Below are 25,096 nucleotides of genomic sequence, written 5' to 3' on the forward strand. Positions count from 1 at the left end.
AGCTCGCATGAGCCCGTTCGACCTTTCGGGCCGGGTCGCGGCGGTGACGGGGGCCAACACCGGCATCGGGCAGGGCATCGCGCTGGCGCTGGCGCAGGCGGGCGCGGACGTCGCGCTGATCGGGCGGACGCCGGCGGAGGAGACCGCGGCGCACATCCGCGCGCTCGGGCGGCGGGCGGAGATCGTGCCGGCCGACCTCTCCACCATCGCGCCGGTCACAGGCGTGGTCGACGCGGTGGTCGAGGGGTTGGGCAAGCTCGACATCCTGGTCAACAATGCCGGGATCATCCGGCGGGCGGACGCGGTCGACTTCACGGAAGAAGACTGGGACGCGGTGATCGACACCAATCTGAAGTCGGTGTTCTTCCTGTGCCAGGCCGCCGGTCGCCACATGCTGGCGCGGGGCTCGGGCAGGATCATCAACATCGCCTCGATGCTGACCTTCCAGGGCGGCATCCGGGTGCCGAGCTACACGGCGTCGAAGTCGGGTGTCGGCGGCTTGACCAAGCTGCTGGCCAACGAGTGGGCGGCCAGGGGCGTCAACGTCAACGCGATCGCGCCGGGCTATATCGCGACCAACAACACCGCCGCGTTGCAGGCCGACGAGGCGCGCGACAGGGCGATCCGCGAGCGCATCCCGGCGGGCGACTGGGGCCGCCCCGAAGACCTCGGCGGCGCCGCCGTCTTCCTCGCCTCCGACGCCGCACGATATGTCCACGGACATATCCTCGCCGTCGATGGTGGATGGCTCGCAAGGTGACATGAGATCGGCCGGGCTACCTGTGCCCGGCCCATATGCTCCGGGGGGAGCCCATATCGAGAGCGGCCGGCCATCGGCCGATGAGAGGATCCATGAAGCGCCTATCCCTGATCGCGACGCTCCTTCTGGCCGGAAGCCCGCTGGCGGCGGCTCCCCCGGCCACCGCCCCCCAATCCGTCGCCAAGGCGGACATTCCCCGCGAATGGATCGATCCCGACACCGGCCACCGCATCGTCCGCCTGTCGGACGAGCCGGGCAGCTCCAGCCTCTATTTCAACTATAACGGCTACACGCCGCAGGGCGACAAGCTGCTCATCACCGTGCCCGAAGGCATCGCCACGGTGGACCTCAAGACGCGCAAGCTGACGATCATCGTGCGGATCAAGACGCCGTTTCGGATGCTCTTCACCGGGCACAAGACCCGGAGCGTCTATTACATCACCATGCCCGGGAAGGGCGATGCGCCGAAGACGGTCTATGCCGCCGACGTCGATACCGGGCGCACGCGCAAGATCGCCGACGTGACCCATGGCGACATCCAGACGATCAACGCCGACGAAACGCTGCTCGGCGGCGTCGAGACCGATCCGGGCGCCGCATCCGCCAGCCTCGCTTATTTCCAGAAGCGCGACACGCGCTACGATCAGGCCGACTACAAGGCCACCGGGCCGGACGGGAAACCGCTCACCTACGCCGAGGCGAAGGAGACGCGGATGAACGAGCGCCTGGAAGCCAAGATCCCGATGACGATGTTCACCATCGACACGAAGACCGGCGCGAAGAAGGCGGTCTATGGCTCGACGGACTGGCTCAACCACCTGCAATTCTCGCCGACCGACCCCGGCCTGCTGATGTTCTGCCACGAGGGGCCGTGGCACAAGGTGGACCGACTCTGGACGATCCGCACCGATCAGCCGGGCGCCAAGCCGGTCTCCATCCATCACCGCACGATGAACATGGAGATCGCCGGCCACGAGTGGTTCTCACACGACGGCAAGACCATCTGGTACGATCTCCAGACGCCGCGCGGCGAGGACTTCTGGGTCGCCGGCTATGAGATCGCGACGGGCAAGCGCACCTGGTATCACCTCCAGCGCAACGAATGGTCGGTGCATTATCACAGCTCGCCCGACGGCACGCTGTTCTCGGGCGACGGCGGCGACAATGAGATGGTCGCCCATGCGCCGGACGGGAAGTGGATGTACCTCTTCCGCCCGCAGACCATCCCCGACGTCGCCGGCATCAAGGCGCCCAACGCCGATGCGCTCATCAAGCCCGGCTTCTTCAAGGCCGAGAAGCTGGTGAACATGTCGAAGCAGGATTACCGGCTGGAGCCCAACGGCAATTTCACGCCGGACGGAAAGTGGCTGGTGTTCCGCTCCAACATGTTCGGCGGCACGCAGGTCTACGCCGTCGAGCTGGCGAAGGCGCAGTGAAGTCTGCTCCGGCCGGGATGTCGCATCCCGGCCGGAGTTCCCGGATCAGGGGAACAGCGCCTTGTAGTCGGGCGCCGCCACCGGCTCGACCGGCACGCCGCCGCGGACGTGGCGCATCGTCACCAGCTTCACCGCTTCGAGGCCGTTGCCCGGCCGGCCGTCGCTCGTCACCGCGAGAGCGAGGGTGTTGTGGCCGCGATGGTGGAGGATGCCCTCGGGGATCGGGAAGACGCGCTGCGGGCCGATATTCGCGATGAACTGGCCCATGTTCCAGCCATTGACGAAGATCAGCACGCGATAGCGGCCCGGCGAGCGCGGCGTTGAGGGATCGCCGATCTGCACGCCGATGGTGGCATCCTCGCCGGCCGGCACGGCGAGATCGAAGCCGCTGCGATACCAGCTCGTGCCGGTGACGGGCGTCGCATCGGGCACCTTGCGCGTGGCCCAGCCGGAATCGGGGAAGCCGGGCAGCGTCCAGCCCTCGCGCTCGCCGTGGAGGCCGCCATTGTTGAGCGGGCCGCGCGCCCAGTCGGCCAGCGCCTCGCCGCCTTTGGTGCCCTGTATCTTCCACGACACGGGCACGGCGAAGCTCATGCCGCCGGGGCGGTCGAGCGAGACGGAGATGAGGCCGCGCGGCTCCTTGTGCGCGTCGTCGACCAGCAAGTCCCAATTGTTGCCGTCGTTGCGGACCATCACCGAGAGGAGATGGTCGCCGCTCTCGGCCTCGGGTGGGAGGGTGAACTCCGCCACGCCCGTCGTCACCGGGCTGGCGAGGCCGGCGGGCAGCTCATGCTCGCCGAGGAAATGCCCGTCCATCCAGAGTTGGAGCATCCCCGCGCCGCCGCCGCCATAATGCAGCGTGATCCGCCGCGCGTCGGGCGAGCCGTGGAAGCGGCCGCGATACCAGACATCGCCCTGGTGGAAGCCATAGGCGTCCATCTGGAGCGTGGGCTGGCCGGTCGGCGCCTTGATGGTGCTGCGATCCGGGGCGTGGGCGGCCTCGGCCCACGCGCTGTCGTCGAAGTCCGGGCGGGCTTCCGGGATGTCCTCGGCATAGCGCCAGGTCGCTTGCGTGAGGTCGGGGAGCGAGAAGGCACGGGGGGCGGGCAGGGGCCTCGTCGCGACGAGGCTGCCGCTCGGGGAGGGCATCACCGGGACGGCCGCGCCGTTCCAGTTCACGCGGCGGAGCGTGGCCGGTCCCCAGACTTCGAGCGGCTCGGCGCCGGCGGTATCGCCGGTCAGCGCCAGCGTCCCACCCGAGGCGCGTGCGGTGCGGACCAGCGATGGCCCGCGCTCCAGCGTCGCGTCCTGTCGGAAGAAGCGCTGCGCCTCCGCCTCATCGCCGATCAGGAGCAGCAGCGGCGCGCGTCCACCGCCTTCGATGCGGACGCGGGCGAGGCCCCTATGCGCATAGTCGAGGCGCAGGTCGTGGCGGGCCTCGTCCCATATCGAGCGGACGGCGCCGTCGATCACCGTCACCTTGGGCGCGCTGGCATAGCGCAGCACCGTCTCGCCGGGCTCGCCCGAGCGGCCGTAGAGGAGCGCGATGTCCTCCGCCCCCCGGCGCAGCGCCGTCTGCAATTCGGAGGTCGAGTAGACCAGCCGCTGCCGTTCCAGATCGACACCCGCGACCAGCAGCTTGGCGTCCAGCCCGTCAAGCCGCATCTCGCCCTCCTGCGGCAGGCGATACTGGCCGTCGGGGAGGTCCGCGGTGATGGTGAAAGCGTCATCGCCGCGCGCGTTGGACGGCTGGTGCGTGACGAACAGGAGTTGCGCGTGCGTCGCCGGATTGACGTCGCGATAGACGCGGACGGCGGGCGACGACATGGTGACGGGCGCGCCCTTGTCGAGCTGCGCCAGATCGGGGACGGCCTGAACGAATTCGCCGAGCTGCTTCAGCTCCAGCGCCTTGGGGCGGACGGTGCGATCCTCCGCGATCGCCGCGCCATAATCATAGGAGGTGTAGACCACGGGCGCGGGCATCCAGCCCCAGCTCGTGCCGCCATAGCCCATGTAGAAATTCTGGATGGCGATGCCGTTGGCGATGTTGGTGCCGTAGAAGACGCGCTGATAGCCCTTGCCGCGCTGGATCGCGTTGCAGGGATAGAGCCCGTTCGAGCCCCAATAATCGAACCAGCCGCCGCCGAACTCGGCGAGGAAGCCCGGCGTGTGGGGCGAAGCGCTCGATCCGCCCTGCGCGCCGCCCGGACCCCACAGGCCCCAGTCGGGCGCGGGCGTGCCGCTGGTCGGCTGGTTGTGGACGTCGCAGGTGCCGCCCGGATAGCCGTCGAAGGCGTAGAGGTCGTTCGGCCCTTCCACCGTGCCCGGCACATCGGCGCCCGGCGGCACCCAGCGACCCTGCCGGCCCGGATCGTTGTGGAAGATCGGCACGGTGATGCCGTCCGCCCGCGCCTTGTCATAGAGGTGGCGCATATAGCGCTGCTGGGTGGGATTGGTGGCGCTCAGTTCGTTCTCGATCTGATGCAGGATCACCGTGCCCTTGCCGGTGTCGATCTGGTGGCGCGCGATGATCCGGTCGATCTGCGTCATCCACTCGTCGGCGGCGGCGAGATATTCGGGTGCGTCGGTGCGGGCCTGCGCGGCCTGTCTCGTCAGCCAGCCGGGGAAGCCTCCGCGCGCCAGCTCCGCGTTCACATAAGGCCCGGCGCGGGTGATGACGTAGAGCCCCTCGTCGCGCGCCATGTCGAGCACGCGGTCGATGTCGCGGATGCCGTGGAAGTCGTACCGGCCGGGCTGCGACGTGTGATAGCCCCAGTCGAAATAGAGCGAGACGGTGTTGAAACCGGACGCTTTCATCTTCTGGAGCACGTCGCGCCACAGCGAGGGGCTCGGCAGGCGGAAGGGGTGGAACTCGGCGCTCCACACCATGGTCCGCTTGCCGTCGATCAGGATCGAGTAATGGTCGTAGGTGACGCGCGATCTGGGGGCGTCGGCGGCCCGGAGAGGCGCCGCGAGGGCGCCAAGCGCCACGCCGAGCGCGAGCAGCCGGCGACGGCTAGCGCGCATCGTCGACCCCGAAGCGATAGAGGGTGGTCGAGTGGAACACCGCGCCCGGCCTGAGCACGGTCGTCGGGAAATCCGGGTGGTGCGGGCTGTCGGGGAAATGCTCCGTCTCCAGCGCGAAGCCGGCGCCCTGGCGCAGCAGCGTGCCGTCCGCGCCGGTCATCCCGCCGTCGAAGCCGTTGGCGGTGTAGAACTGGAGGCCCGGCTCGGTGGTGTAGAGCCTGAGCGTCCGCCCGCTCGCCGGATCGTGGGCGACGGCGGCCAGCGTGGGGGTGTCGCCCTTCGGCCCGTCCAGCACGAAATTATGGTCGAAGCCGTGCGCCGCGCGGAGCTGCGGATCGTCGCGGTTCACCCGCGTGCCGATCGCCACCGGGGTGCGCAGATCGAACACCGTGCCGGCGACGGACCGGAACTCGCCGGTCGGCAGGCGATGCTCGTCGGCGGGCGTATAATGCGAGGCGAGGATCTGGATCGTCTGCCCGTCCGCGCTGCCGCTGTCGGCGCCGGCGAGGTTGAAATAGCTGTGGTTGGTGAGGTTCACGACGGTCGGCTTGTCGGTCGTCGCGCGATAGTCGATGCGCAGCGTGTCGTCGGCCGAGAGGCTGTAGGTGACGGCCACCTCCAGCGTGCCGGGGAAGCCGCCGTCCCCGTCCGGGCTGGTGAGGCGGAGCGTCACCGCGCTGCATCCGGCGGTGCGGCAGGGCTCGGCCTTCCAGATGCGTTCCGAGAAGCCGTCCTTGCCGCCGTGCAGGATCGTCGCCGTCGGATCGGGCGAGAGCGCGTAACGATGCCCGTCGATGGTGAAGCCGCCCTGCGAGATGCGGTTGGCATAGCGGCCGACGATGCTGCCGAAATTGGTGCGCTCGGCATAGTCGGCGGGGCTGGGGAGGGCGAGCACGACATTGGCGAGCCTGCCATGACGATCCGGCATTCGGATCGCGTCGATCGCGCCGCCGATCGTCAGCAGGCTCACCTGATGGCCGCGCGCGTTGGTGAGGACATAGCGTTCGACCGTGCGTCCGTCGTCGAGCTTGCCGGCCGGCATGGCCACCACGCTCGCCAGCGCGAGAGACAAAGCGGCGATCATCGACGTGGCATCCTTATCCCCTTGTTCCCATTATCTGCACAGGCTTCCCAGGATATGTCTTACAATATCCGGGCCGGCAAGCGGTGATTGGAGGGGGCGGGCATCCCCGACTGCCTTTCGATATTCCATTTGGTGGCACTGTCTCTCATAAATTGCGACAAAACGTCATCAGAGGATTGACACCGAATCAATCTGCGGCATACTCCACAAGATAGAACATAATTCCACATTATGGATTTCACCCGGAGAGGGGTATGATGACCAAGCGGCGGACCGTTCGTCTTTCACAGCGCCTTCGTGGCAGCGTTGGTACTGGTATCGCAGGTGTTCTGCTGCTTGGCGCGCCGGCGGCGGCATGGGCCGCCGATCCGGCGGCACCCGCCGCCACGCCGGCGGCGACCCCCGCGGCGGCTCCGGCCCCCGCCGACGCGCCCGCTCCCGATGTCGCCGCTCAGGGCGGCGCGCCGGAGATCGTCGTCACCGGTTTCCGGCAGAGCCTCCAGTCCGCGATCCGCATCAAGCAGAAGTCCGCCGAAGTGGTGGACGCGATCAACGCGCAGGATATCGCGGCCTTCCCCGACGCCAATCTCGCGGACTCGCTCCAGCGCATCCCCGGCATCTCGATCGAGCGCGACGGCGGCGAGGGCCGCAACATCACGGTGCGCGGCCTCGGCGGCGATTTCAGCCGCACCCGCTTCAACGGGCTGGAGGCGATCGCCGCCACCACCGGTTCGACGCTCGGCAGCGGCATCAACAAGGGCCGCAGCTTCGACTACAGCGTGTTCGCCTCCGAGCTGTTCAACTCGATCGTCGTCCACAAGACGCAGTCGGCCGAGGTGGACGAGGGCTCGCTCGGCGCGACCGTCGATCTCCAGACCGGCCGCCCGTTCGACCATCCCGGCTTCCAGGCGGCGATTTCCGGGCAGGGCGCCTATTATCCGATGGGCAAGTCCGCCGCGCCGCGCTTCGCGGGCCTCATCAGCAAGACGTTCGACGACGATCGCTTCGGCGTGCTGGTCTCGGCCGCCTATTCCAAGCGCCGCGTGCAGGAAGACGCCTATTCCGACACGGCGCTGGCCGATTTCAGCGATCTCAACAACGGCTTCTGCCCGGTCGTGCCCGGCAGCGCCGTCACGCCGGTCAACCCGCTGATCGGCACCGCGCCGCACGCCTCCCAGTGCATCGCGGCGCCGGGCGAGTTCCCCGGCTCGACGCCGGACGCCTATAACAAGCTCAACCAGCCCAACGTGTTCGTGCCGCGCCTGCCGGGTTATGGCCGCTTCATCGATCGCGAGGAGCGCCTCGGCGTCACCGCCTCCTTCCAGGCGCGGCCGACCGATCATACGCTCATCACGGTCGATCTCGCTTATTCGCGCTATCACCAGAACCAGAACGACCTCGCCACCAACCCGATCAGCCTCAATCGCGGCAACGGCGTGGCGAACGCCAATTCGACGCTCACCGCCGCCCAGCTCGCCGGCCGCCCCAACATGAAGGTGCGCGATTTCGAGGCGAACGACGCGGGCGAGATGGTCTATGGCGTGTTCGACGACACCGATTTCAGTGTCACCAATTCGAAGAACGTCTCCACGACGCAATTCTATCAGTGGAACATCAGTGCCACGCAGGATGTCGGCAGCCGCGGCAAGCTCAAACTGCTCTACGGCCAGTCGGCGTCGCTGTTCAACAATCCCTATTCGCGGCTGGTGACGTTCAGCCATTTCGATGGCGACAATTTCGTCTACGACGCGCGCAACTCGCCGCACACGCCCTACCTGAACTATGGTTTCGACGCGACGGACCCCAACAACTGGGCGTTCCAGCCGGGCTATGACAGCATCCGCGAATATAAGTCGCGCGTGAACAACCGCTTCCGCGATCTGAAGGCGGATTTCGAATATCAGCTCAGCGACGCGCTGACCGCCAAGGCGGGCATCACCTACAAGCGGTTCAGCTTCGTCTCGAAGCGTGAGCAGCGGATCGTCGACAACACGACCATCCCGCAGCTTCCTGCCGGCACCAGCATCGCCGACATCAGCAGCCGCGTCTCGATCGACGATATCGGCTTGCCGTCGGGCTCGACCAGCTCGTTCATCGTACCGAACATCGACAAGATCATGAACATGTTCGACGTCGATTGCGGCTGCGTGAACCAGTATGGCGACTGGCGCCTGGGCTCGCTCGGCACCGGTGCGCAGGGCGACAACCGCTCGGTGATCGAGCGCGATCTCAGCCCCTATGCGCAGCTCGATTTCAAGTTCGACCTGCCCTTCGGCATGGTGCTGCGCGGCAATGGCGGCCTGCGCTATGCCCACACCAACCAGCATTCGACCGGCTATGTCGGCAATGGCGTGCTGACCAGGGCGCGGCGCAACTATGACGACTTCCTGCCGGCCGGGAACCTCGCGCTCGACATCACGCCCAAGCTGACGGCGCGCTTCGCCGTCGCCAAGGTGATGTCGCGTCCGTCGCTCAGCTATCTGACGCCGGGCGGCTCGATCGGCACGGCGCAGGTGCCTTATTCGGCGACGGTCGGCAATCCGAACCTCGATCCCTATCGCGCCACCAATATCGATGCCGCCGTGGAATGGTATTTCCAGACCGGCGCGATGCTGTCAGCCGCCTATTTCCACAAGAATGTCAGCAATTTCGTGCAGCAGGTGACGCAGACGACGACCTATTCGGCCGCCGGCCTGCCGCTCGAGCTGCTGCCGGCGAGCGGCGATCCCAACGGCACCACCAACGTCACCAGCTACGAGAACACCAAGGGCGGCAATATCGACGGCTTCGAGCTGGCGTGGCAGCAGCCCTTCACCTTCCTGCCGGGCTTCCTCAAGCACTTCGGCGGAATCGTGAACTACACGCACATCCACTCGAAGATCTCGTACATCCTCACCACCAACGCGAGCGGGCCGACGCTGATCGCGCCGCTCATCAACGTTTCGCCCAATTCGGCGAACGCGACGCTCTATTATGAGGATGCGAAATTCTCGGCCCGCGTGTCGCTGGCCTATCGCGACCAGTATCTGCGCATCGTGCCGGTGCGCGCGGGCCTTGCCGACACGGCGGGCGCCTTCTCCAGCACCAACGTCGATGCGTCGATGAGCTACAAGCTGACCGACAAGCTGACGCTGAGCGTGGACGCGCTCAACCTCACCAACCAGCCGACCAGCTATTGGGACGGTGAGGATCGCCAGGACCAGCAGGTCTATTCCAAGACCGGGCAGCAATTCTTCTTCGGCGCGCGGTACAAGTTCTGAGGATGATCCCGCGCTTTCCCTGGACGCTGGGCGTCGCCATGGCCTCGATGGCCATCGGCGGCGCCCATGCCGCTCCGGCTCCCGGCCGGGTGCTGATCGCCAGCGATTCCACGGCGGCGGTCTACAAGCCCAGCCAGTTCCCGCAGATGGGCTGGGGCATGTTCCTGGGCTGCAACCTGTCTCCGCGCGTATCGGTGATGAACCTCGCGCGCGGCGGGCGCAGCACGAAGACCTTTCTGGAGGAGGGGCTGTGGTATGGCCTGCTCGCCACGCTCCGCCCCGGCGACACGGTGCTGATCCAGTTCGGCCACAATGACGAGGATCGCACCAAGATGTACCGGCACACCGAGCCGGACGCCGAATATAAGGCCAATCTCACCCGCTTCGTGTCCGACGTGCGGGCGAAGGGCGGGCAGCCGGTGCTCGTCACCCCGATCGCGCGCCACGAGTTCGAGGGCGGTCATGCGAAGGACACGCACGGCGCTTACTCGGCCACGGTGCGCGCGGTGGCGGCGGAGACCGGCACGCCGCTGATCGATCTCGACGCGGACTTCCGGGCCTTCATCGACGGCAAGGGCGAGGCCGCATCGGCACATTATTATCTGATCTACGCGCCCGAGGATCATGTCGTCCGCTTCCCCGACGGGCATCATGACACGACCCACCTGAACGAGTTGGGTGCGCGCGCGGCCGCCGCCATCGTCGCGAAGGATCTGGCGGCGCTCCCGCTGCCCGTCGCGCGGGCGGTGCGGGCGGGGGATGCCGATGCCGTGTCGGCGCTCGGCTCCCCCGTTTGCGCGGCTAGTGGATCGTGAGGTTGCGGATGCGCAGATGGCTCTTGGTCGTGCGCAGCGCGAAATGACCGGCGCTGTAGGGCTCCCGATCCTCCAGCGTGAACAGCGTCGCGCCATCGCGCTCCACCGCGATATGATGGCCGTCCGCGATCAGCGTCACATGCGTCCAGCGATTGGGCTGGAGCATCGCGGCCGCGTCGCTGCGATCATGCTCGGGCAGCAGCGGGCGGTTGCCGGGCTTGCCGATGTAGCGGCGGAAGCGCGTGCTCGTGTTCCGGTTGCCACCGATGCCGACATAATAGGTCAGCAGGTCGTCATACTCCGCGAAGGCGCCGCTGCGCTTGTGCGGCGGCGTGTGCGGGTCCGTCGCGCCGACGTCGTGCGCCATCCAGAAGGCGTTGACGTCGCTCACCGCGTCGTCGGGGCCGCCTTCGGAGACGGGCAGCGCGTCGAACTCGATGCGGACCGGCCCGCTGAGCGCCGGGCGATACCAGAGCGAGATGCCCTTGGGGCTGTCGATATCGAGAATGCCGTCGTGCGCGCTGACCTTGGCGGGTGCCTCCGCCTCGATGCGCCATTGGCCAAGACCGTGGCGGAAATCGTCGCCCTTGGGCGGGGAGGCCGCGGCGAGCAGCAGGATGGGCAGGGCGAAGCGGAGCTTGGTCATAGGGCGCTGATCCTAAACGCGAATCGCCGCGCGGCGAAAGGTCTGACATGAAGGCTTTCGCCCTGATCGCACTCGCTGCGGCGATGAGCGCCGCCCCCGCGCCGGCCGAGCCGCTGTGGCGCCTGTCGCTCGACGGTTCGGGCGCGAAGCAGGGTTTCGTCCCGGTTCCTGCCGGCCAGCCCTATCGCGCGGGCGGTGCCGGCTATGAGCCGGGGAGCCGCGCCGATGCCCTTCTGCTGTCGGCGGCGGTGCCCGAGGGGCTGTACCGCGTCACCGTCACGTTCGGGGTCGGCCACACCACCGTCAAGGCGGAGAGCCGCCGCCTGATGCTGCTCGACGTCACGGCGCGGCCCGGCCGGAGCGTCACGCGGAGCTTCCTCGTCGCGGTGCGCACGCCCGCGCTCACGCCGCCGCCGTTGAACGCGCCCGGCGGCGATCATGTTCGGCTCGGGGCCGCCGAGGCGAAGGTGCCCGACTGGGACGACCGGCTGACGCTGGAGTTCCTCGGGCAACCCCGCGTGAAGACGGTGACGATCGAACCCGCCACCGCGCCGACGCTCTTCCTGGCCGGCGATTCCACCGTCACCGACCAGCCGAGCGAGCCCGCCGCGAGCTGGGGCCAGATGCTGCCGGCCCTTCTCGACGACAAGGTGGCGGTGGCGAACCATGCCTGGTCCGGCGAGACGATGAAGTCGTTTCTCTCGGGCCTGCGGCTCGACAAGCTGCTGTCGCAGGCGAAGGCGGGGGACTGGCTGCTGATCCAGTTCGGCCATAACGACCAGAAGGCGCAGTGGCCGCAGACCTATGTCGATCCGGTCCACACCTATCCGGCCTATCTGAAGGCGTATATCGCCGAGGCGCAGCGGCGCGGGATCACGCCCGTGCTGGTGACCCCGCCCGAGCGGCGCAATTTCGGCGCGGACGGCAAGCTCGTCGGCACGCTGGACGAGTATGTTGCCGCGATGCGCAAGGTGGCGGCGGAGGAGCATGTCGCGCTCGTCGATCTCAACGCCGCCAGCCGCGCGATCTACGAGGCGCTGGGGCCGGCGCGATCGCCGCTCGCCTTCAACGATGGCGGCAGGGACAGGACGCACAACGACAATTACGGCGCATGGCTGCTCGCCAACGCGGTGGCGGAGCAGTTGGCGAAGGTCGATCCGTCGCTGGCCGCGCATATCGCGCCGGGGGCGGTGCATTTCGATCCGGCGAAACCGCCTCTGCCCGAGCAGGTGCGCATCCCCGAGAGCGTCGCGCGCAGCAGCGCGCGTCCGGCGGGGAACTGAGCATGACCCGGCGCGAGGCCCTCCTGACAGGCGCGGTGGCGATGCTCCCCGGAGCCGCGCGGGGCGCGACGCCGCTCGACGTGCGGACGCTCGGCGCGCGCGGCGATGGCGTGACGCTCGACACCGGCGCCTTCAACCGCGCCATCGCCGAGGCGGCGCGGGCGGGGGGCGGCACGGTCGTCATCCCCAAGGGGCGGTATCTCTGCTTCTCGATCCGGCTGCGCAGCGACGTGGCGCTGGTCTTCGAGTCCGGCGCGGTGATCGAGGCGGCTGACCCCGCGCGCCATCGCGGCCGGTACGATCTGCCCGAGGATCGCGGCGACGTCCTCTATCAGGATTTCGGGCACAGCCATTGGGCGAACAGCCTGTTCTGGGGCGACGGCGTCGAGCGCGTATCCATCACCGGCCCCGGCCTGATCGACGGGCGCGGCCTTACCCGCAACGGCCCCGGCGCGCGCTGGCACAAGACGACCGGCGAGCGCCCGCTTTCGATGCGCGGACTGGACGACCACGCCATCGCGAGGCTCGAACCTGATGCCGCTGCGATGAACGGGCAGGGCAACAAGGCGATTGCGCTGCGGGGCGGCGGGCGCATCCGCCTCTCCGGTTTCACGATCCTGCGCGGCGGGCACATGGCGATCCTCGCGACCGGCACCGAAGGCATCGAGATCGACGATCTCAGTATCGATACCCAGCGCGACGGCATCGACCTCGACTGCGTGCAGGGCGCACGGGTGCGCGGCTGCCGCGTCAACTCGCCCAATGACGACGCGATCGTGGTGAAGAGCAGCCTCGCGCTCGGGCATCTCAAGGCGGCGCAAGATGTCGTCATCAGCGACTGCACCGTTTCGGGCTACGATATCGGCACCATGCTCGACGGCACGCGCGGCACCACGCAGGCGCTCGCCCCCGATCGTGACCGCCCGACCGGCCGCATCAAGCTCGGCACCGAGAGCAATGGCGGCTACGCGCACGTCCTGGTGGAACGTTGCCGCTTCGAGCATTGCCGCGGCCTCGCGCTGGAGACGGTCGACGGCGGCGCGATGCGCGACGTCACCGTGCGCGACATCGTGATGCGCGACGTCACCACCGCGCCAATCTTCGTCCGCGTCGGCGACCGCAGGCGCGGGCCGGAGGGAACCGGCATCGGCAGCACGGCCGGCATCCGCCTCTCCGACATCGACGCGACCGGCATAGATCACCGCTACCCCGCCATTCTCGCGGGGCTTCCCGGCCATCCCGTCGCGGATGTCAGCCTGGAGCGCATCCATCTCGGCTTCGCGGGCGGCGGCACGGTGGCCGACGCGGCGCTGCGCCCGGCGGAGGTGGCCGATGCCTATCCCGAGCCCTCGATGTTCGGCACGCTGCCCGCCTGGGGCTTGTGGATGCGCTACGCGCGCGACATCCGCATCCGGGGGCTGGAGATCAGCACCGCCACCCCCGACGCCCGCCCTCCGATGATGACCGAGGACGTGGAGCGCATCGCCGTCGCCGACACCCCGCTCTGGCACAACCGTATCGACCAAAAGGGCCGCGTATCATGACCCGTCACGCTTTCCGAATGCAGCTCAAGCCCGGCCATGTGGAGGAATATCGCCGCCGCCACGACGCCATCTGGCCCGAGCTGGCCGAGCTTCTCCGCGACGCCGGCATCAGCGATTATTCGATCTTCCTCGACGAGGAGACGCTGGCGCTGTTCGCCGTGCTCGACCTCGCCGACGACAACCGCCGCGACAGCCTGCCCGATCATCCGATCATGAAGCGCTGGTGGGATCATATGGCCCCGCTGATGGAGGTCGAGCCCGGCAACCGCCCGCGCGAATGGCCGCTTACCCCCTTGTTTCACCTCGCTTAACCCAAGAGGATTGTTTTCCATGGCCGCCCTTACCCACGACGTTCCCCGACAGGACGTGCTGGACGCCATCGCCAGGCTCATCGACAATCTCGTCAACATCAAGGACGAGACGGGCGAGTTCCTCCTGCGGCTCGACGACGGCCGCGTCATCGACACCAAGGGCTGGAACGATTGGGAATGGACCCACGGCGTCGGCCTGTTCGGCCTCTATCGCTTCTATGAGCAGACCGGCGACGAGACCGCCTTCCGGGTGATGATCGACTGGTTCCGCGACCGCTTCGCGGCCGGCACGCCCACCAAGAACATCAACACGATGGCGCCCTTCCTGACACTCGCTTATCTCTACGAGCGGACCGGCGACATCAGCTACATCCCCTATCTCGACACCTGGGCGGAATGGCTGATGGCGCCCGACGGCCTGCCCAAGACGGAGGAGGGCGGCTTCCAGCACATCGTCTTCAACGACGAGAACCCGCAGGAGATGTGGGACGACACGCTGATGATGTCCGTCCTGCCGCTCGCCAAGATCGGCCTGCTGCTCGACCGGCCGCATTATGTCGAGGAGGCCAAGCGCCAGTTCCTCGTCCACATCAAATATCTGGCCGATCGCAAGACGGGCCTCTGGTATCATGGCTGGACCTTCGAGGGCCGGCACAATTTCGCGGGCGCGCTCTGGGCGCGGGGCAATTGCTGGGTGACGATCGCCATCCCCGAGATCATCGAGATGCTCGATCTGCCCGAGGGCGATGCGCTCCGCACCTTCCTGATCGACACGCTCGCCGCCCAGGTGAAGACGCTGGCCGAGACGCAGGACGAAAGCGGCCTGTGGCACACGCTGGTGGTGGACCCGACCAGCTATCTGGAGGCCTCCGCCACGGCGGGCTTCGCCTATGGCATCCTGAAGGGGGTGCGGAAGGGCTATCTGCCGGCGGAGTATCTGCCGGTCGGCCTCAAGGCGATCCATGGCGTGCTTGCCAATATCGACGAGACGGGCGAGCTTCAGCAGGTGTCGTTCGGCACGGCGATGGGCGACACGATGCAGTTCTACAAGGACATCCCGCTGACCTCGATGCCTTATGGCCAGAGCCTCGCCATCTGCGCGCTCGGCGAATTCCTGCGCAGCTACATCTGATGAACGCTCCCCGCCCGATCGCCGAACAGGAAGCCCCGCCCGCCCGCCGGGTGGGGCTCATCAACTTCATCGCCTATGGCTCGAACGACTTCCTCGGCGCGGGATCGATGGCGATCGTGTCGGGCTGGGTGCTGATCTTCTACACCAAGTTCTGCGGGCTTTCGGCGGGGCAGGCGGCGACCATCTTCGCGGTGGCGCGCATCCTCGATGCGTTCACCTCGCCGCTCATCGGGCATATCTCGGATCGGTTCGGCGGGCACTGGCTCGGGCGGCGGTTCGGGCGGCGGCGCTTCTTCATCCTCGCGGCGATCCCGCTGCTGCCCTCCTTCGCGCTGATGTGGCTGCCGGGGCAGGGCTTCCTCTATTATCTCGTCACCTATGTGCTGTTCGAGATGGTCTACGCGATGGAGATCATCCCGTTCGAGACGCTCGCCGCCGAGATGTCGACCGACTATGCCACCAAGGCGAAGTTCGCCGGCTATCGCATCCTGTTCGGGCAGGTCTCGGCGATCCTCGCGGGGTTCATGCCGCTCTGGCTGATCGAATGGCTGGGCAAGGACAGCCCGCAGACCTTCTTCTACATGGGCGTGATCTTCGCCGGGCTGTTCATGGCCACGGCGGGGTTTCTCTACGCTTTCAGTTGGGAGCGGCATCTGCCCGCGAGCGCTCTGGAAGGGCGCAAGGGGGAGGGCGTCGGCAGCGCCTTCACCGCGCTCTACCGCAACCTGTTCTCGACGATGAGGGTGCGGGCGTTCCGGCTGCATCTCGGCATGTATCTGGGCGGCTATATCAGCCAGGACATCTTCAACGCCGCCTTCACCTTCTTCGTGATCTTCGCGCTGGCGGGGACGACGGCGATCGCCTCGGGGCTGCTCGGCACGCTCTATGTCGTGCAGCTTGTGGCGGTGTTCATCGCCATCAACATGGCGCTGAGGAGTTCCCCCGCCCGCGCGTACCGGTTGGCGGCGCTGAGCTTCGGCGCGGGCGTGGTGGCGCTGATCGGCCTATGGTGGGGCGGGGAGACGGGCGCGAGCTGGACGCTCTACATCCCCATCGCGCTCGCCGGGCTGGGGCGCGGGGCGCTCAACTATATCCCGTGGGCCACCTACAACTACATGGCCGACGTCGACGAGATCATGACCGGCAAGCGCCGCGAGGGCAGCTTCGCCGGCGTGATGACCTTCATCCGCAAGGCGGCGCAGGCGGCCGCGGTGGCGGGCGTCGGCCTCGTGATGCAGGCGGGCGGGTTCCAGTCCAGGGCGGCGGTGCAGAGCGCCGGTGCGATCCATGTGCTGGCCTGGGTGCTGGCGGCAGGCACGCTCGCGGTGCTGGCGGCGGGGATCGCCGTCTCCTTCCGCTTCCGCCTCGACAGCCGCACGCATGGCGTGCTGATGGCCGAGATCGAGCATCTCAAGGCCGGCGCCCGGACCCCCACGTCCCCCGAGGCGCGGGAGATCGTGGAGGATCTGTCCGGCCGCTCCTATGAGCGGCTGTGGGGCCGGGGCTGAGCCTTCAGGCCTTCGGCGAGTAGCCGAGCGCCGCGCTGATGTCCGCCGCCGTCTGGCGGACCTGCGGGGCGATCTTCTCCATCGCCGCGTCGTCGAGATAATGGGCGGCGCTGGCGATGTTGATCGCCAGCGAGATGCGCCCGTCGGCGCCCCGGATCGGCGCCGCGATCGAGCGCACGCCGTCGCCGATCTCGCTATCGTGGAGCACCACGCCCTGCTCCCGGTTGGTCTTCATCTCGGCCAGCCACGCCTTCATCCGCGCGGGCGCGGCATGGCCGCCCTTCGCCAGATCATAGAGGCGGCGCAGCTCCTCCTCGCTTTCGTCGAGCAGCAGCGCCTTGCCCATCCCCGTCTCCGCGATCGGGCGGCGATCGCCCGGCGAGGTGGCGACCAGCAGGCGCTGCCGCCCGGTGACGCGATCGAGATGGCGCGACCAGTCGCCCTCGCGCTTGCCGATGAAGGCGCAATGGCCGGTCAGCTCGGAGAGGCGCTCGATATGCGGGCGGGCGACGCGCGCCGGGTCCATATGCTCGCGGGCCTTCTGGCCGAGCTGGAGCAGCTTCGGCCCCAGCGTCAGCCCGTCCGGCGTCAACGCCAGATAATCGCGCGAGCGCAGCGCCTTCACGAGGCGATGCGCGGTCGTCTTGGTGAGGCCGAGCTTGGTCGCGAGATCCTGGATCTTGGTCGGCCCGTCCAGCGTCTCGTCGAGGATGTCGAGCGCACGCATGAGGGTTTGAGCACCACTGGGCGAATCCACGCCGCCGGTCGTCTTCTCGTCTTTCACCCAAACACCTTGAGGTTGATCGTTGTCCGCACGCTAGCGGAAACTCCGGGCGAGCGCGAGCAAGGTCCGCGAAAGCATGTCCGGCGAAAGAGGCGGCTAATCTCCCTCAGTCCTCCAGCATCGCGGCGAGGGCGGGCGTGACGCGTTCGCGCGTCTCGCCGTCCGCCACGATGAGGAGGCGCGCGGCGATGGCTTCGCGTGTGGCGAGCGCCATGGCCTCCTCCGGGTGGAGCACGGTCAGCGCGGTTGCCCAGGCGTCGGCCCGGAGCGCGCTGTCATGGAGCACGCTCACCGAGACGGTGCCGTGCGCGATCGGCCGCCCCGTGCGCGGATCAAGGGTATGGGCGCCGCGCCGATAGTCACCCGATGTCGCCACCGCGAGGCCGTGCAGCGCGATGCGCAGCGGCGCCACGTCCAGCCCCGGCGGCACTTCGAGATCGACCCACCAGGGATCGCCGTCCGGCCGCACGCCGCGCCCGACCAGCTCGCCGCCGATCTCCACAAGGGCATGGCGGATGCCCGACGCATGAAGCAGATCGGCCACCGCATCGACGGCATGGCCCTTGGCGATGCCGGACAGGTCGAGCATCGTGCCGCCCGGCTGGCGCAGCCGCCGCGCCGGGGCGTCATAGGCGAGCCGATGCCATCCCGCGGAGGCCAATGCGGCGTCGATCCCGTCACCGGAGGGGGGATGAGGCGCCGCGACCGGTCCGAAGCCCCACAGGTTGACGATCCGCCCGATCGACGGATCGAACGCTCCGCCGCTCCGCTCGGCGATGGCGAGGCCTTCGGCCATCACCTGCGCGAAATCGGGCGGCAGCGCGATCCATTGCCCCGCCGCCGCCCGGTTGAACCGCGAGAGCAGCGAATCCGCCTGCCAATGGCTCATCTCCCGGACGAGCCCGTCGAGCCGCGCGACGATGGCCGCGCGCACGGCCTGTGGATCGACATGGGGCGGGCGGGCGAACCGCACGCTCCACGTCGTCCCCATCGTCTCGCCGGCGAGGGCGATCACCGGCGCGGCCGCGTCCCGCCCGGCGAAGGCCTGCGCCGAAATGGCGGGCGGGAGCGCGATCCTCACGATCGGCGGGTTCAGGGCGCCATCACCTCCAGCGTGGAGGTGTAGCTCATCCGCCGCTCGGTCGCGCGCGGGGTGGCGGGGTGATTGTCGGTCGTCGTGGCGTTCAGCCAGTACATGCCGGGCGCCGGCCACTTCACCTCCAGCACGCCGTCGGCGCCGGTCGCCAGCTCCATCACGCCCTCGCTGTCGCGATAGCGCTTGCCGCCGGGGATCAGCGTCACCTTGAGGCCCGCCGCCGGCTTGCCGTCGATCAGGAAGCGGAAGCGCGCCGGCTCGTTCGAGACGAGCGAGTCCGGGTGGGTGACGGGCTCCATGTCGAGGCCCTTGCCGGTGGGCTTGAGCACGGTGGCGGTGGGTTCGCCGGCCGTCACGAAGATCTCGTTGCGGCTGCTCATCTCGGTGAGCTTCACGTCGGTGGCGCCCGCCGGGATGTCGGCGGCGGTGGCGACGGAATGGGCGGGGCGGCCGGCGCCCTCGGGGCCGCGCGGCGGCCCGCGGCGGCGGCCGACCGTCCAGTCCTCGCCGTTCAGCTTGAAGCTGCCGGACACGTTGGTGCTGGCGGTGCCGATCTTCCAGGTGCCCGGCTTGTCGAGCTGCACGTCGAAGGTGGAACGATAGCGCCCCTTCGCCGCATTCTGGATCGCGCCGGTCGAGCCGTCCGGCTGCCACACCTGGATGCTCTCGGTCTGCATCGGGAAATGATCGGGATAGAAGAGATCGTTGGAGACGGCGGCATCCACCGTCACCCAGTTATCGGTGCCCGACACGATGGTGGTCGACGGCAGCAGCCACTGGCGATGCGCGGACAAGGCGGCCGGCGCGGACAGCAGCGCGGTGGCGACGAGCAGGCGGGATACGAGCGCTCTCATGGAATGGTCCTTCAGCGGGCGGAGAGGGTGACGGCGCCAAGCTCGGCCTTGCCGGTCGCGCGGGCATTGCCCGCCGGCAGGTTGACCGGAACGGAGACCAGTTCGCGGCCCCCCGTCTCGCGCGCGGCCTCGACGTTGAGCACATAGGCGCCGGGCTTCAGATCGGCGGGAAGGGCGATATTGTGCGGCCCCGGCGCCTGCGTCGCGCCGCTGATCCCGTCGGCGGGCATCGCCATGCCGCGCCCGCCCTTGCGCCACCAGGCGCGCAGCTCGGACAGCCACTTGGTGCCCGGCTCGTTTCCGGCCTTCCTGATATCGTACCACACCGCCAGCGTGCGCGGCGTGCCGCCGCCGGCCGGCTCCAGCCACACGGCGACATAGGGGCGGTGATATTCGGCGACGCTCAATCGGGGCACCGTGACGGTCACGGTGCCGGCGGTCGCGGGCGCGGCGAGCGCGCCGCCGAGCAGCAGGACGGAGGTTGGACGCATGGCGATATCCCTCAATGGATGAACAGGACGGCGAGGAGAAAGGGGATGGCGAAGCCGCCGAGCACCAGCGGCCAGGTGGCGGGCCGCCGTTTGGCATGGATATAGAGCAGCACCAGCCCGGTGAGCGTGAAGAACACGCACGCCACCGCGAAGACGTCGATGAACCAGAACCAGGCGCGGCCGGTGTTGCGGCCCTTGTGGAGATCGTTGAGGTAGGAGATCCAGCCCTGATCGGTCACCTCGGAGGTGATCTTCCAGCTCGCCCGATCGATGCTGACCCAGCCGTCTCCGCCGGGGCGGGGCAGGGCGACATAGACCGCATCGTCCGACCATTCCGCCGCCCTTCCGCCGGCATCGAGCCCCACCTCCGCCTTGACCGCGCTCGCGACCGGCTCGGGCAGGGGCGCGTCCTTCGCCGCCGGGTGCGCGAGCAGCGGGCGGAGCGACGCGGGCAGCAACGCCTCCCGATCGACGGTGACGGGATGCGCGGGGATGGAGGCGGCGTGGTTCAGCGTGATGCCGGTGATCGCGAAGGCGAGCATGGCGGTCAACGAGATGGCCGCGCTGACCCAGTGCCAGGTGTGCAATTGCTTGAGCCACCAGTTCCGCCACTTGAGCGCGGGCTTGCGGCGGTGGCGGACGGGAGGAGGCTGCATCTGGGTCACGCAGCAGGGCCTAGAACGGCAGACGGACTTGCTCAATAGCTAATGCGAACAGATCGCATTAATGTGCTTCGTGACGCGGTGGGGATGAGCCGTCAATGCGAATGGGCGACCGGCTCGATCCCCGCCGTCAGGATGGCGCGTCGTCCTGCTCGACCGGGAATCTGGCAGCGAAGACGTCCTTGGCTGCGAACAGCCCGTTGAGGGCCGCCGGGAAGCCGGCATAGACCGCCATCTGCATGATGATCTCAATGATTTCATCCCTGGTCAGCCCGACATTGAGGCCGGCCTCGATATGGACTTTCAATTGCGCGCTTGCGTTTCCCATCGCCGTCAGCGCGGCGATGGTCGCGATCTCGCGAGCGCGCCGATCGAGGCCCGGACGGCTGTAGATGTCGCCGAAGGGGAATTCGAACAGATAGTCTGCGAAGTCCGGGGCAATATCGGCCAGCGCGGCCACCACATTATTGCCGGCCTCGCCATCGATCTCGGCGAGTGTCCGCTTGCCGCGCTCCAGCCGGCTTTCGCCGGACTTCGGGATGCCGTTCGTCATGCAATCCTCACTTTTGCTTCCCGCACGCTGTTCGGCCGCGGCGCGCGCGGTCTCCGGCATGTTCAGCTCCACGCCGCGCCGGCCACCTGCCTCACGCTGGCGTTCAGCCGATTCCACACGTTGATCTGTGCGATCTGGAGGAGCAGCCCGGACAGAGCCTTCTCGTCATAATATCGGGTCGCCTCGTTCCAGACGTCGTCCGGCACCGCGTCCGCCCGGTCGGCAATGCGGGTCACGGCCTCCGCAAGGGCCAGCGCCGCGCGCTCGGCCTCGGTGAAGAACGGCGTGTCGCGCCAAGCCGCCACGGCGAAGATGCGCCGATCGGTTTCGCCTGCCTTCTTCAGTTCCTGCGCATGCATGTCCACGCACACGCTGCACCCGTTGATCTGGCTGGCCCGAAGATGGACCAGCTTGATGGTGACCTCGGAAAGGCCGCTCATTTCCGTTGCCTTGTTGAGCGCCATCAGCGCCTGCATCGCTTCGGGAATGACAAGGACGGGGTTCTTCATTCGCGCCTGCATGGCCATTTTCTCCGTGCTAGATCGGGTTCGCGACGATTCCGGCGCCCGTTGGTCACATCGGCTGGATTCCGTTCGTCACGGGCATGACGTATGGCTGAGGGGGAATGTGACCGATGGACGAAAAAAGAATTCTGGCGGGGCACTTCGAGGCAAACCGCGCTCATCTGACGGTCGTCGCCTTCCGCATACTGGGCTCCCGAACAGAGGCCGAAGATGCCGTGCAGGAGGCATGGCTGCGGTTGGATCGGACAAATGTCAGTGATGTCGAGAATCTGGGCGGTTGGCTGAGAACCGTGGTGGCCCGCATCTGCCTGGATATGCTGCGATCCCGTAAGCTGCGGCGGGAAGATGCCATCTGCGGGGACGAGGCCGACCTGCCGTCCGAAGCCGGCACCGCCTCCTATGATCCCGAATATGAGATCGCCATGGCCGATTCCGTCGGCCTTGCCATGCTGGTCGTGCTGGAAACGCTCGGCCCGGCCGAGCGCGTCGCCTTCGTGCTGCACGACATGTTCGACCTGCCGTTCGACGACATCGCCCCGATCGTCGGGCGCACGACCGAGGCAACTCGCAAACTTGCCAGTCGCGCCCGTCAGCGGATGCAGGGCAGCCCAATCTCTCCGCAAGCGGATCGCGCCCGCCGGCGTGACGTGATCGAGGCCTTTATCGCGGCGTCGCGCGACGGCAATTTCGAGGCGCTGTTATCCATTTTCGATCCCGATGTCGTGTTCCGGGCCGACGAGGCTGCGATGCGGCTGGGTTCGCAGGCGGAACTGCGCGGTCCCGCGGCGGTCGCCAACGCGTTCAACGGACGCGCCCGCAGCGCCAGGCCGGCCATGTTCGACGGAGCGCTCGGTATCGCGGTCGAGGCCGGTGGCCGCCTGTTGCTTGTGCTGCGGGTCACCCTGAAAGGCGATCATATCATCGGCATCGAGGCCGTGGCGGATCGCGAAAGCCTGGACGGGTTGGACGTGACCATGCTCGACGCCGATCAGCGTTTCAGCAACGCCGGATAGCTCGGTTCTGCGAGCGAAGCGACTGATTTTATTGGGTTTGATGGCGCACCCGACAGGATTCGAACCTGTGGCCTCTGCCTTCGGAGGGCAGCGCTCTATCCAGCTGAGCTACGGGTGCCTGAGGGGGCACCTAGCAGAGCCTTTCGTGCCCCGCCAGCCCCTCGTTGCGCTTCTTGTCAGCGTGGCGCGCCGGTGATCGGCTGGAAGTCCCCCAGCCCGCACGCCGCGCCCGGAATCGAGGGCGGGGACTGGATGACGTGGATGATATCCACCGAGCAGAGCTGGTTGTTGGTGACGCTGTAGCCGAAGCGCTCCTCGAAGCCGAGCTGGGGGCAGCTCTGCGGCAGCTTGTTGCGATAGACCTTGCCGCCCAGCATGTAGAAATCGATCGTGCTGTCATCGCGCACGCGGGTCTCGCGGATGTTCGAGGCCGAGATGCAGTGCTCGGGCTTGCCGGCGGGCTGGATCTTCGCCTCCTGCTCGGGCTTCAGGGGCCGCGCGAGGGCGGGGCCGGCGAGCGTGGCGATCATCAGGGCGAAGACGACAGGACGGAACATGGCATCCTCCTCCGGTTCAGGCATCGCCCGTTAGAGCCTGCGGAACGGCGCCCGGTTCAATGCCCTTCGCGGCGGGCGCGGGCGTCTTCGGGCGGAACGCGCAGAGATCGATGACGGGGCATCGCCAGCATTCCGGTTTTCGCGCCTTGCAGATGTACCGGCCATGAAGGATCAGCCAGTGGTGCGCGTGCAGCCGGAAGGGTTCGGGGGTGACCTTTTCGAGCTTGTCCTCGACGGCGCGGACATCCTTGCCCTTCGCAAGCCCGGTGCGGTTGGCGACGCGGAAGATGTGCGTATCGACCGCGATCGTCGCATGGCCGAAGGCGACGTTCAGCACGACATTCGCCGTCTTGCGCCCGACGCCGGGAAGCTCCTCCAGCGCGGCGCGATCCTCGGGCACCACGCCGCCATGCCGGTCTACGAGGATGTGGGCCGCGGCGATGACATTCTTGGCCTTGGTGTTGAACAGGCCGATCGTCTTGATGTGCTGTTTGAGGCCGGCCTCGCCCAGCGCCAGCATCCCAGCCGGGGTGTCGACCTCTTCGAACAGCAGCCGGGTCGCCTTGTTCACGCCGACATCGGTCGCCTGCGCGGAGAGCGCGACCGCGACCAGTAGCGTATAGGGGTTCGTCCACTGAAGCTCGGTCTCGGGCGCGGGATCGGTCTCCGCCAGCCGCCGGTAGAACTCGAAGATATCGGCCTTCTTCAAGCTCAGAGCCCCAGCACGTCGGCCATGGTGTAGCGCCCCGGCGCGCGGCCCTGCGTGAGCCAGAGCGCGGCCTTCACCGCGCCCTTGGCGAAGATCGCCCGGCTCTCGGCGCGGTGGCCGAGCTCGATGCGCTCGCCGTCGGTGGCGAAGATCACCTGATGGTCGCCCGCGACCGAGCCGCCCCGCAGAGAGGCGTAGTAGATGCCGCCTTCCTCACGCTCGTGCGGGCCTTCCTGCATCCGGTCGAAGCGGTTGAGCGCGCGGCCGTCCTTCGCACCCCGCCCGATATTCGCCGACGCGCCGAGCAGCAGCGCCGTGCCCGAGGGGGTGTCGAGCTTGTGGCGGTGGTGCATCTCGACGATGTCGATATCCCAGTCCGGCCCGAGCCGGCGCGCAGCCTCTTCGACCAGCCCGCGCAGCATGTTGACGCCGAGCGAGGTGTTGTAGGTCTGGACGAGCGCGATCTTCCGGGCGGCGTCGTCGATGAGCGCATGATGCTCGGGCGAGAGGCCGGTGGTGCCGATGACGATCGGCGTGCCGGCCGCGACCGCCGCGTCGAGATGCTCGGCGAGCGCGTCAGGGGAAGTGAAGTCGATGAGGACATCGGCCGCTTTCGCCAGAGCGGGGGCGTCGGGATGGTCGCCATGGACCTCGCCGTTGCGATCGATGCCGCCGGCGATCGCGACGTCCTGCGAGGCGGCGACGTTGGCGATCGCGCGGCCCATGCGCCCGGTGACGCCGAGAATGCCGATCCCGCTCATCGTGCGGCCTGTGCGGAGTTGGCGCAGGTGACACGAGTGATGGCCAAAACGCGCGTGGCGCTTGCGGGGTGAGGGCGGGCGGTGGCGATGCTCATGGGAGCCTCATGCCATTCGGAATCCCACATTGGAACCGGGTTTCGGGAGGGCGGGTTTCGTCCAGTTGCGGGCATTGAACCATCTTGTCGATATCTCCAAAAGCCGACGCGGTTCGGACCATGTCAAACGAACCATTCTACTACGGCGACCGCTGGTGGTGGGCTCGTGCCGAGCGAGGGTGGCGAATAGG

23 protein-coding genes and 1 tRNA gene are annotated in these 25,096 nt (G+C 67.9%); 10 read left to right on the forward strand and 14 right to left on the reverse strand.

The genetic code is table 11. The features are described 5' to 3' along the window. The first annotated feature begins 7 nt into the window (after positions 1–7). Together kduD and FHS98_RS00010 are read left to right on the forward strand one after the other, a co-directional pair. Positions 8–760, forward strand: coding sequence for a 2-dehydro-3-deoxy-D-gluconate 5-dehydrogenase KduD (kduD, locus tag FHS98_RS00005; protein ID WP_167100120.1), 753 nt, complete (start codon positions 8–10; stop codon positions 758–760). A gap of 92 nt (positions 761–852) precedes the next feature. Next, positions 853–2,196 carry an oligogalacturonate lyase family protein gene (locus FHS98_RS00010; protein WP_167098004.1) on the forward strand — a complete coding sequence of 448 codons (1,344 nt, stop codon included), beginning with the start codon at positions 853–855 and terminating at the stop codon, positions 2,194–2,196. 45 nt (positions 2,197–2,241) lie between these two features. On the opposite strand, the gene FHS98_RS00015 is transcribed toward FHS98_RS00010, so the two are convergent. Further along, entirely contained in the window at positions 2,242–5,223 is a 2,982-nt protein-coding gene (locus FHS98_RS00015) for a beta-galactosidase (RefSeq protein ID WP_167098007.1), read from the reverse strand. Further along, positions 5,213–6,307: an aldose epimerase family protein gene (locus FHS98_RS00020; protein ID WP_167098010.1), complete on the reverse strand. Its 1,095-nt coding sequence runs from the start codon at positions 6,305–6,307 to the stop codon at positions 5,213–5,215. The genes FHS98_RS00015 and FHS98_RS00020 overlap by 11 nt, the downstream gene beginning before the upstream one ends. A gap of 254 nt (positions 6,308–6,561) precedes the next feature. Between FHS98_RS00020 and FHS98_RS00025 the strand changes: the two genes are divergently transcribed. Further along, on the forward strand, positions 6,562–9,567 hold the full coding sequence (locus tag FHS98_RS00025) for a TonB-dependent receptor (RefSeq protein WP_167098014.1): 3,006 nt from the start codon (positions 6,562–6,564) through the stop codon (positions 9,565–9,567). A gap of 2 nt (positions 9,568–9,569) precedes the next feature. Further along, the gene (locus FHS98_RS00030; RefSeq protein ID WP_243847786.1) at positions 9,570–10,382 is read left to right on the forward strand and encodes a rhamnogalacturonan acetylesterase; all 813 of its coding nucleotides are present in this window, start codon (positions 9,570–9,572) and stop codon (positions 10,380–10,382) included. Here the strand turns inward: FHS98_RS00030 and FHS98_RS00035 are convergent. Continuing rightward, positions 10,369–11,028: a DUF6250 domain-containing protein gene (locus FHS98_RS00035; protein ID WP_167098016.1), complete on the reverse strand. Its 660-nt coding sequence runs from the start codon at positions 11,026–11,028 to the stop codon at positions 10,369–10,371. The genes FHS98_RS00030 and FHS98_RS00035 overlap by 14 nt on opposite strands. 47 nt (positions 11,029–11,075) lie before the next feature. On the opposite strand from FHS98_RS00035, the gene FHS98_RS00040 reads away from it, so the two are divergent. Genes FHS98_RS00040 through FHS98_RS00060 form a run of 5 tightly spaced genes read left to right on the forward strand, consistent with a single transcriptional unit; the run spans position 11,076 to position 16,806 of the window. Then, positions 11,076–12,311 (forward strand): rhamnogalacturonan acetylesterase, encoded by a 1,236-nt coding sequence (locus tag FHS98_RS00040; RefSeq protein WP_243847787.1) that lies wholly within the window; start codon positions 11,076–11,078, stop codon positions 12,309–12,311. 2 nt (positions 12,312–12,313) lie between these two features. Next, a complete protein-coding gene (locus FHS98_RS00045) occupies positions 12,314–13,855 on the forward strand; it encodes a rhamnogalacturonidase (RefSeq protein WP_167098019.1) in 1,542 nt (513 codons plus the stop codon). Next, positions 13,852–14,166 (forward strand): L-rhamnose mutarotase, encoded by a 315-nt coding sequence (locus FHS98_RS00050; protein ID WP_167098022.1) that lies wholly within the window; start codon positions 13,852–13,854, stop codon positions 14,164–14,166. The genes FHS98_RS00045 and FHS98_RS00050 overlap by 4 nt, the downstream gene beginning before the upstream one ends. Positions 14,167–14,185: 19 nt before the next feature. After that, positions 14,186–15,298: a beta-galactosidase BglB gene (gene bglB / locus FHS98_RS00055; protein WP_167098025.1), complete on the forward strand. Its 1,113-nt coding sequence runs from the start codon at positions 14,186–14,188 to the stop codon at positions 15,296–15,298. Then, a complete protein-coding gene (locus tag FHS98_RS00060) occupies positions 15,298–16,806 on the forward strand; it encodes an MFS transporter (RefSeq protein ID WP_208401881.1) in 1,509 nt (502 codons plus the stop codon). The genes bglB and FHS98_RS00060 overlap by 1 nt, the downstream gene beginning before the upstream one ends. A 4-nt stretch (positions 16,807–16,810) precedes the next feature. Here FHS98_RS00060 and FHS98_RS00065 read toward each other — a convergent pair whose 3' ends face one another. The 7 genes from FHS98_RS00065 to FHS98_RS00095 form a co-directional block, all read right to left on the reverse strand. Continuing rightward, a complete protein-coding gene (locus FHS98_RS00065; RefSeq protein ID WP_341785995.1) occupies positions 16,811–17,590 on the reverse strand; it encodes an IclR family transcriptional regulator in 780 nt (259 codons plus the stop codon). 106 nt (positions 17,591–17,696) lie between these two features. Then, entirely contained in the window at positions 17,697–18,671 is a 975-nt protein-coding gene (locus FHS98_RS00070) for an FAD:protein FMN transferase (RefSeq protein WP_341785996.1), read from the reverse strand. An 11-nt stretch (positions 18,672–18,682) separates the two neighbouring features. Further along, entirely contained in the window at positions 18,683–19,540 is an 858-nt protein-coding gene (locus FHS98_RS00075; RefSeq protein ID WP_167098028.1) for a DUF4198 domain-containing protein, read from the reverse strand. Between the two features lie 11 nt (positions 19,541–19,551). Next, entirely contained in the window at positions 19,552–20,031 is a 480-nt protein-coding gene (locus tag FHS98_RS00080; protein WP_167098031.1) for a DUF2271 domain-containing protein, read from the reverse strand. An 11-nt stretch (positions 20,032–20,042) separates the two neighbouring features. Next, positions 20,043–20,687 carry a PepSY-associated TM helix domain-containing protein gene (locus tag FHS98_RS00085; protein WP_167100137.1) on the reverse strand — a complete coding sequence of 215 codons (645 nt, stop codon included), beginning with the start codon at positions 20,685–20,687 and terminating at the stop codon, positions 20,043–20,045. Positions 20,688–20,823: 136 nt separating this feature from the next. Further along, a complete protein-coding gene (locus FHS98_RS00090; RefSeq protein ID WP_243847788.1) occupies positions 20,824–21,306 on the reverse strand; it encodes a carboxymuconolactone decarboxylase family protein in 483 nt (160 codons plus the stop codon). 2 nt (positions 21,307–21,308) lie between these two features. Further along, positions 21,309–21,773, reverse strand: coding sequence for a carboxymuconolactone decarboxylase family protein (locus FHS98_RS00095; protein WP_208401882.1), 465 nt, complete (start codon positions 21,771–21,773; stop codon positions 21,309–21,311). A 107-nt stretch (positions 21,774–21,880) separates the two neighbouring features. Between FHS98_RS00095 and FHS98_RS00100 the strand changes: the two genes are divergently transcribed. Further along, positions 21,881–22,783, forward strand: a complete 903-nt coding sequence (locus FHS98_RS00100; protein ID WP_167098034.1) for a sigma-70 family RNA polymerase sigma factor — start codon at positions 21,881–21,883, stop codon at positions 22,781–22,783. Between the two features lie 41 nt (positions 22,784–22,824). Here FHS98_RS00100 and FHS98_RS00105 read toward each other — a convergent pair. The 4 genes from FHS98_RS00105 to dapB all read right to left on the reverse strand — a co-directional run bounded on the left by FHS98_RS00105 (position 22,825) and on the right by dapB (position 24,810). After that, positions 22,825–22,901, reverse strand: a tRNA-Arg gene (locus tag FHS98_RS00105). 58 nt (positions 22,902–22,959) lie between these two features. Continuing rightward, a complete protein-coding gene (locus tag FHS98_RS00110) occupies positions 22,960–23,340 on the reverse strand; it encodes a hypothetical protein (protein ID WP_167100146.1) in 381 nt (126 codons plus the stop codon). A 16-nt stretch (positions 23,341–23,356) separates the two neighbouring features. After that, positions 23,357–24,049, reverse strand: coding sequence for an endonuclease III (nth, locus tag FHS98_RS00115; RefSeq protein WP_167098036.1), 693 nt, complete (start codon positions 24,047–24,049; stop codon positions 23,357–23,359). Between the two features lie 2 nt (positions 24,050–24,051). Beyond that, positions 24,052–24,810: a 4-hydroxy-tetrahydrodipicolinate reductase gene (gene dapB / locus FHS98_RS00120; protein WP_167098039.1), complete on the reverse strand. Its 759-nt coding sequence runs from the start codon at positions 24,808–24,810 to the stop codon at positions 24,052–24,054. Between the last annotated feature and the right edge of the window lie 286 nt (positions 24,811–25,096).

This window comes from Sphingomonas oligoaromativorans (assembly GCF_011762195.1).
Classification (GTDB): Bacteria; Pseudomonadota; Alphaproteobacteria; order Sphingomonadales; family Sphingomonadaceae; genus Solisphingomonas; species Solisphingomonas oligoaromativorans.

What these genes read in the sequence shown, in the direction of transcription:
- kduD (WP_167100120.1), top strand. Translation starts at nt 8, where the DNA reads ATGAGCCCGTTCGACCTTTCGGGCCGGGTCGCGGCGGTGACGGGGGCC.
- FHS98_RS00010 (WP_167098004.1), top strand. Translation starts at nt 853, where the DNA reads ATGAAGCGCCTATCCCTGATCGCGACGCTCCTTCTGGCCGGAAGCCCG.
- FHS98_RS00015 (WP_167098007.1), bottom strand. Translation starts at nt 5,223, where the DNA reads ATGCGCGCTAGCCGTCGCCGGCTGCTCGCGCTCGGCGTGGCGCTTGGC.
- FHS98_RS00020 (WP_167098010.1), bottom strand. Translation starts at nt 6,307, where the DNA reads ATGATCGCCGCTTTGTCTCTCGCGCTGGCGAGCGTGGTGGCCATGCCG.
- FHS98_RS00025 (WP_167098014.1), top strand. Translation starts at nt 6,562, where the DNA reads ATGATGACCAAGCGGCGGACCGTTCGTCTTTCACAGCGCCTTCGTGGC.
- FHS98_RS00030 (WP_243847786.1), top strand. Translation starts at nt 9,570, where the DNA reads ATGATCCCGCGCTTTCCCTGGACGCTGGGCGTCGCCATGGCCTCGATG.
- FHS98_RS00035 (WP_167098016.1), bottom strand. Translation starts at nt 11,028, where the DNA reads ATGACCAAGCTCCGCTTCGCCCTGCCCATCCTGCTGCTCGCCGCGGCC.
- FHS98_RS00040 (WP_243847787.1), top strand. Translation starts at nt 11,076, where the DNA reads ATGAAGGCTTTCGCCCTGATCGCACTCGCTGCGGCGATGAGCGCCGCC.
- FHS98_RS00045 (WP_167098019.1), top strand. Translation starts at nt 12,314, where the DNA reads ATGACCCGGCGCGAGGCCCTCCTGACAGGCGCGGTGGCGATGCTCCCC.
- FHS98_RS00050 (WP_167098022.1), top strand. Translation starts at nt 13,852, where the DNA reads ATGACCCGTCACGCTTTCCGAATGCAGCTCAAGCCCGGCCATGTGGAG.
- bglB (WP_167098025.1), top strand. Translation starts at nt 14,186, where the DNA reads ATGGCCGCCCTTACCCACGACGTTCCCCGACAGGACGTGCTGGACGCC.
- FHS98_RS00060 (WP_208401881.1), top strand. Translation starts at nt 15,298, where the DNA reads ATGAACGCTCCCCGCCCGATCGCCGAACAGGAAGCCCCGCCCGCCCGC.
- FHS98_RS00075 (WP_167098028.1), bottom strand. Translation starts at nt 19,540, where the DNA reads ATGAGAGCGCTCGTATCCCGCCTGCTCGTCGCCACCGCGCTGCTGTCC.
- FHS98_RS00080 (WP_167098031.1), bottom strand. Translation starts at nt 20,031, where the DNA reads ATGCGTCCAACCTCCGTCCTGCTGCTCGGCGGCGCGCTCGCCGCGCCC.
- FHS98_RS00085 (WP_167100137.1), bottom strand. Translation starts at nt 20,687, where the DNA reads ATGCAGCCTCCTCCCGTCCGCCACCGCCGCAAGCCCGCGCTCAAGTGG.
- FHS98_RS00090 (WP_243847788.1), bottom strand. Translation starts at nt 21,306, where the DNA reads ATGCCGGAGACCGCGCGCGCCGCGGCCGAACAGCGTGCGGGAAGCAAA.
- FHS98_RS00095 (WP_208401882.1), bottom strand. Translation starts at nt 21,773, where the DNA reads ATGGCCATGCAGGCGCGAATGAAGAACCCCGTCCTTGTCATTCCCGAA.
- FHS98_RS00100 (WP_167098034.1), top strand. Translation starts at nt 21,881, where the DNA reads ATGGACGAAAAAAGAATTCTGGCGGGGCACTTCGAGGCAAACCGCGCT.
- FHS98_RS00110 (WP_167100146.1), bottom strand. Translation starts at nt 23,340, where the DNA reads ATGTTCCGTCCTGTCGTCTTCGCCCTGATGATCGCCACGCTCGCCGGC.
- dapB (WP_167098039.1), bottom strand. Translation starts at nt 24,810, where the DNA reads ATGAGCGGGATCGGCATTCTCGGCGTCACCGGGCGCATGGGCCGCGCG.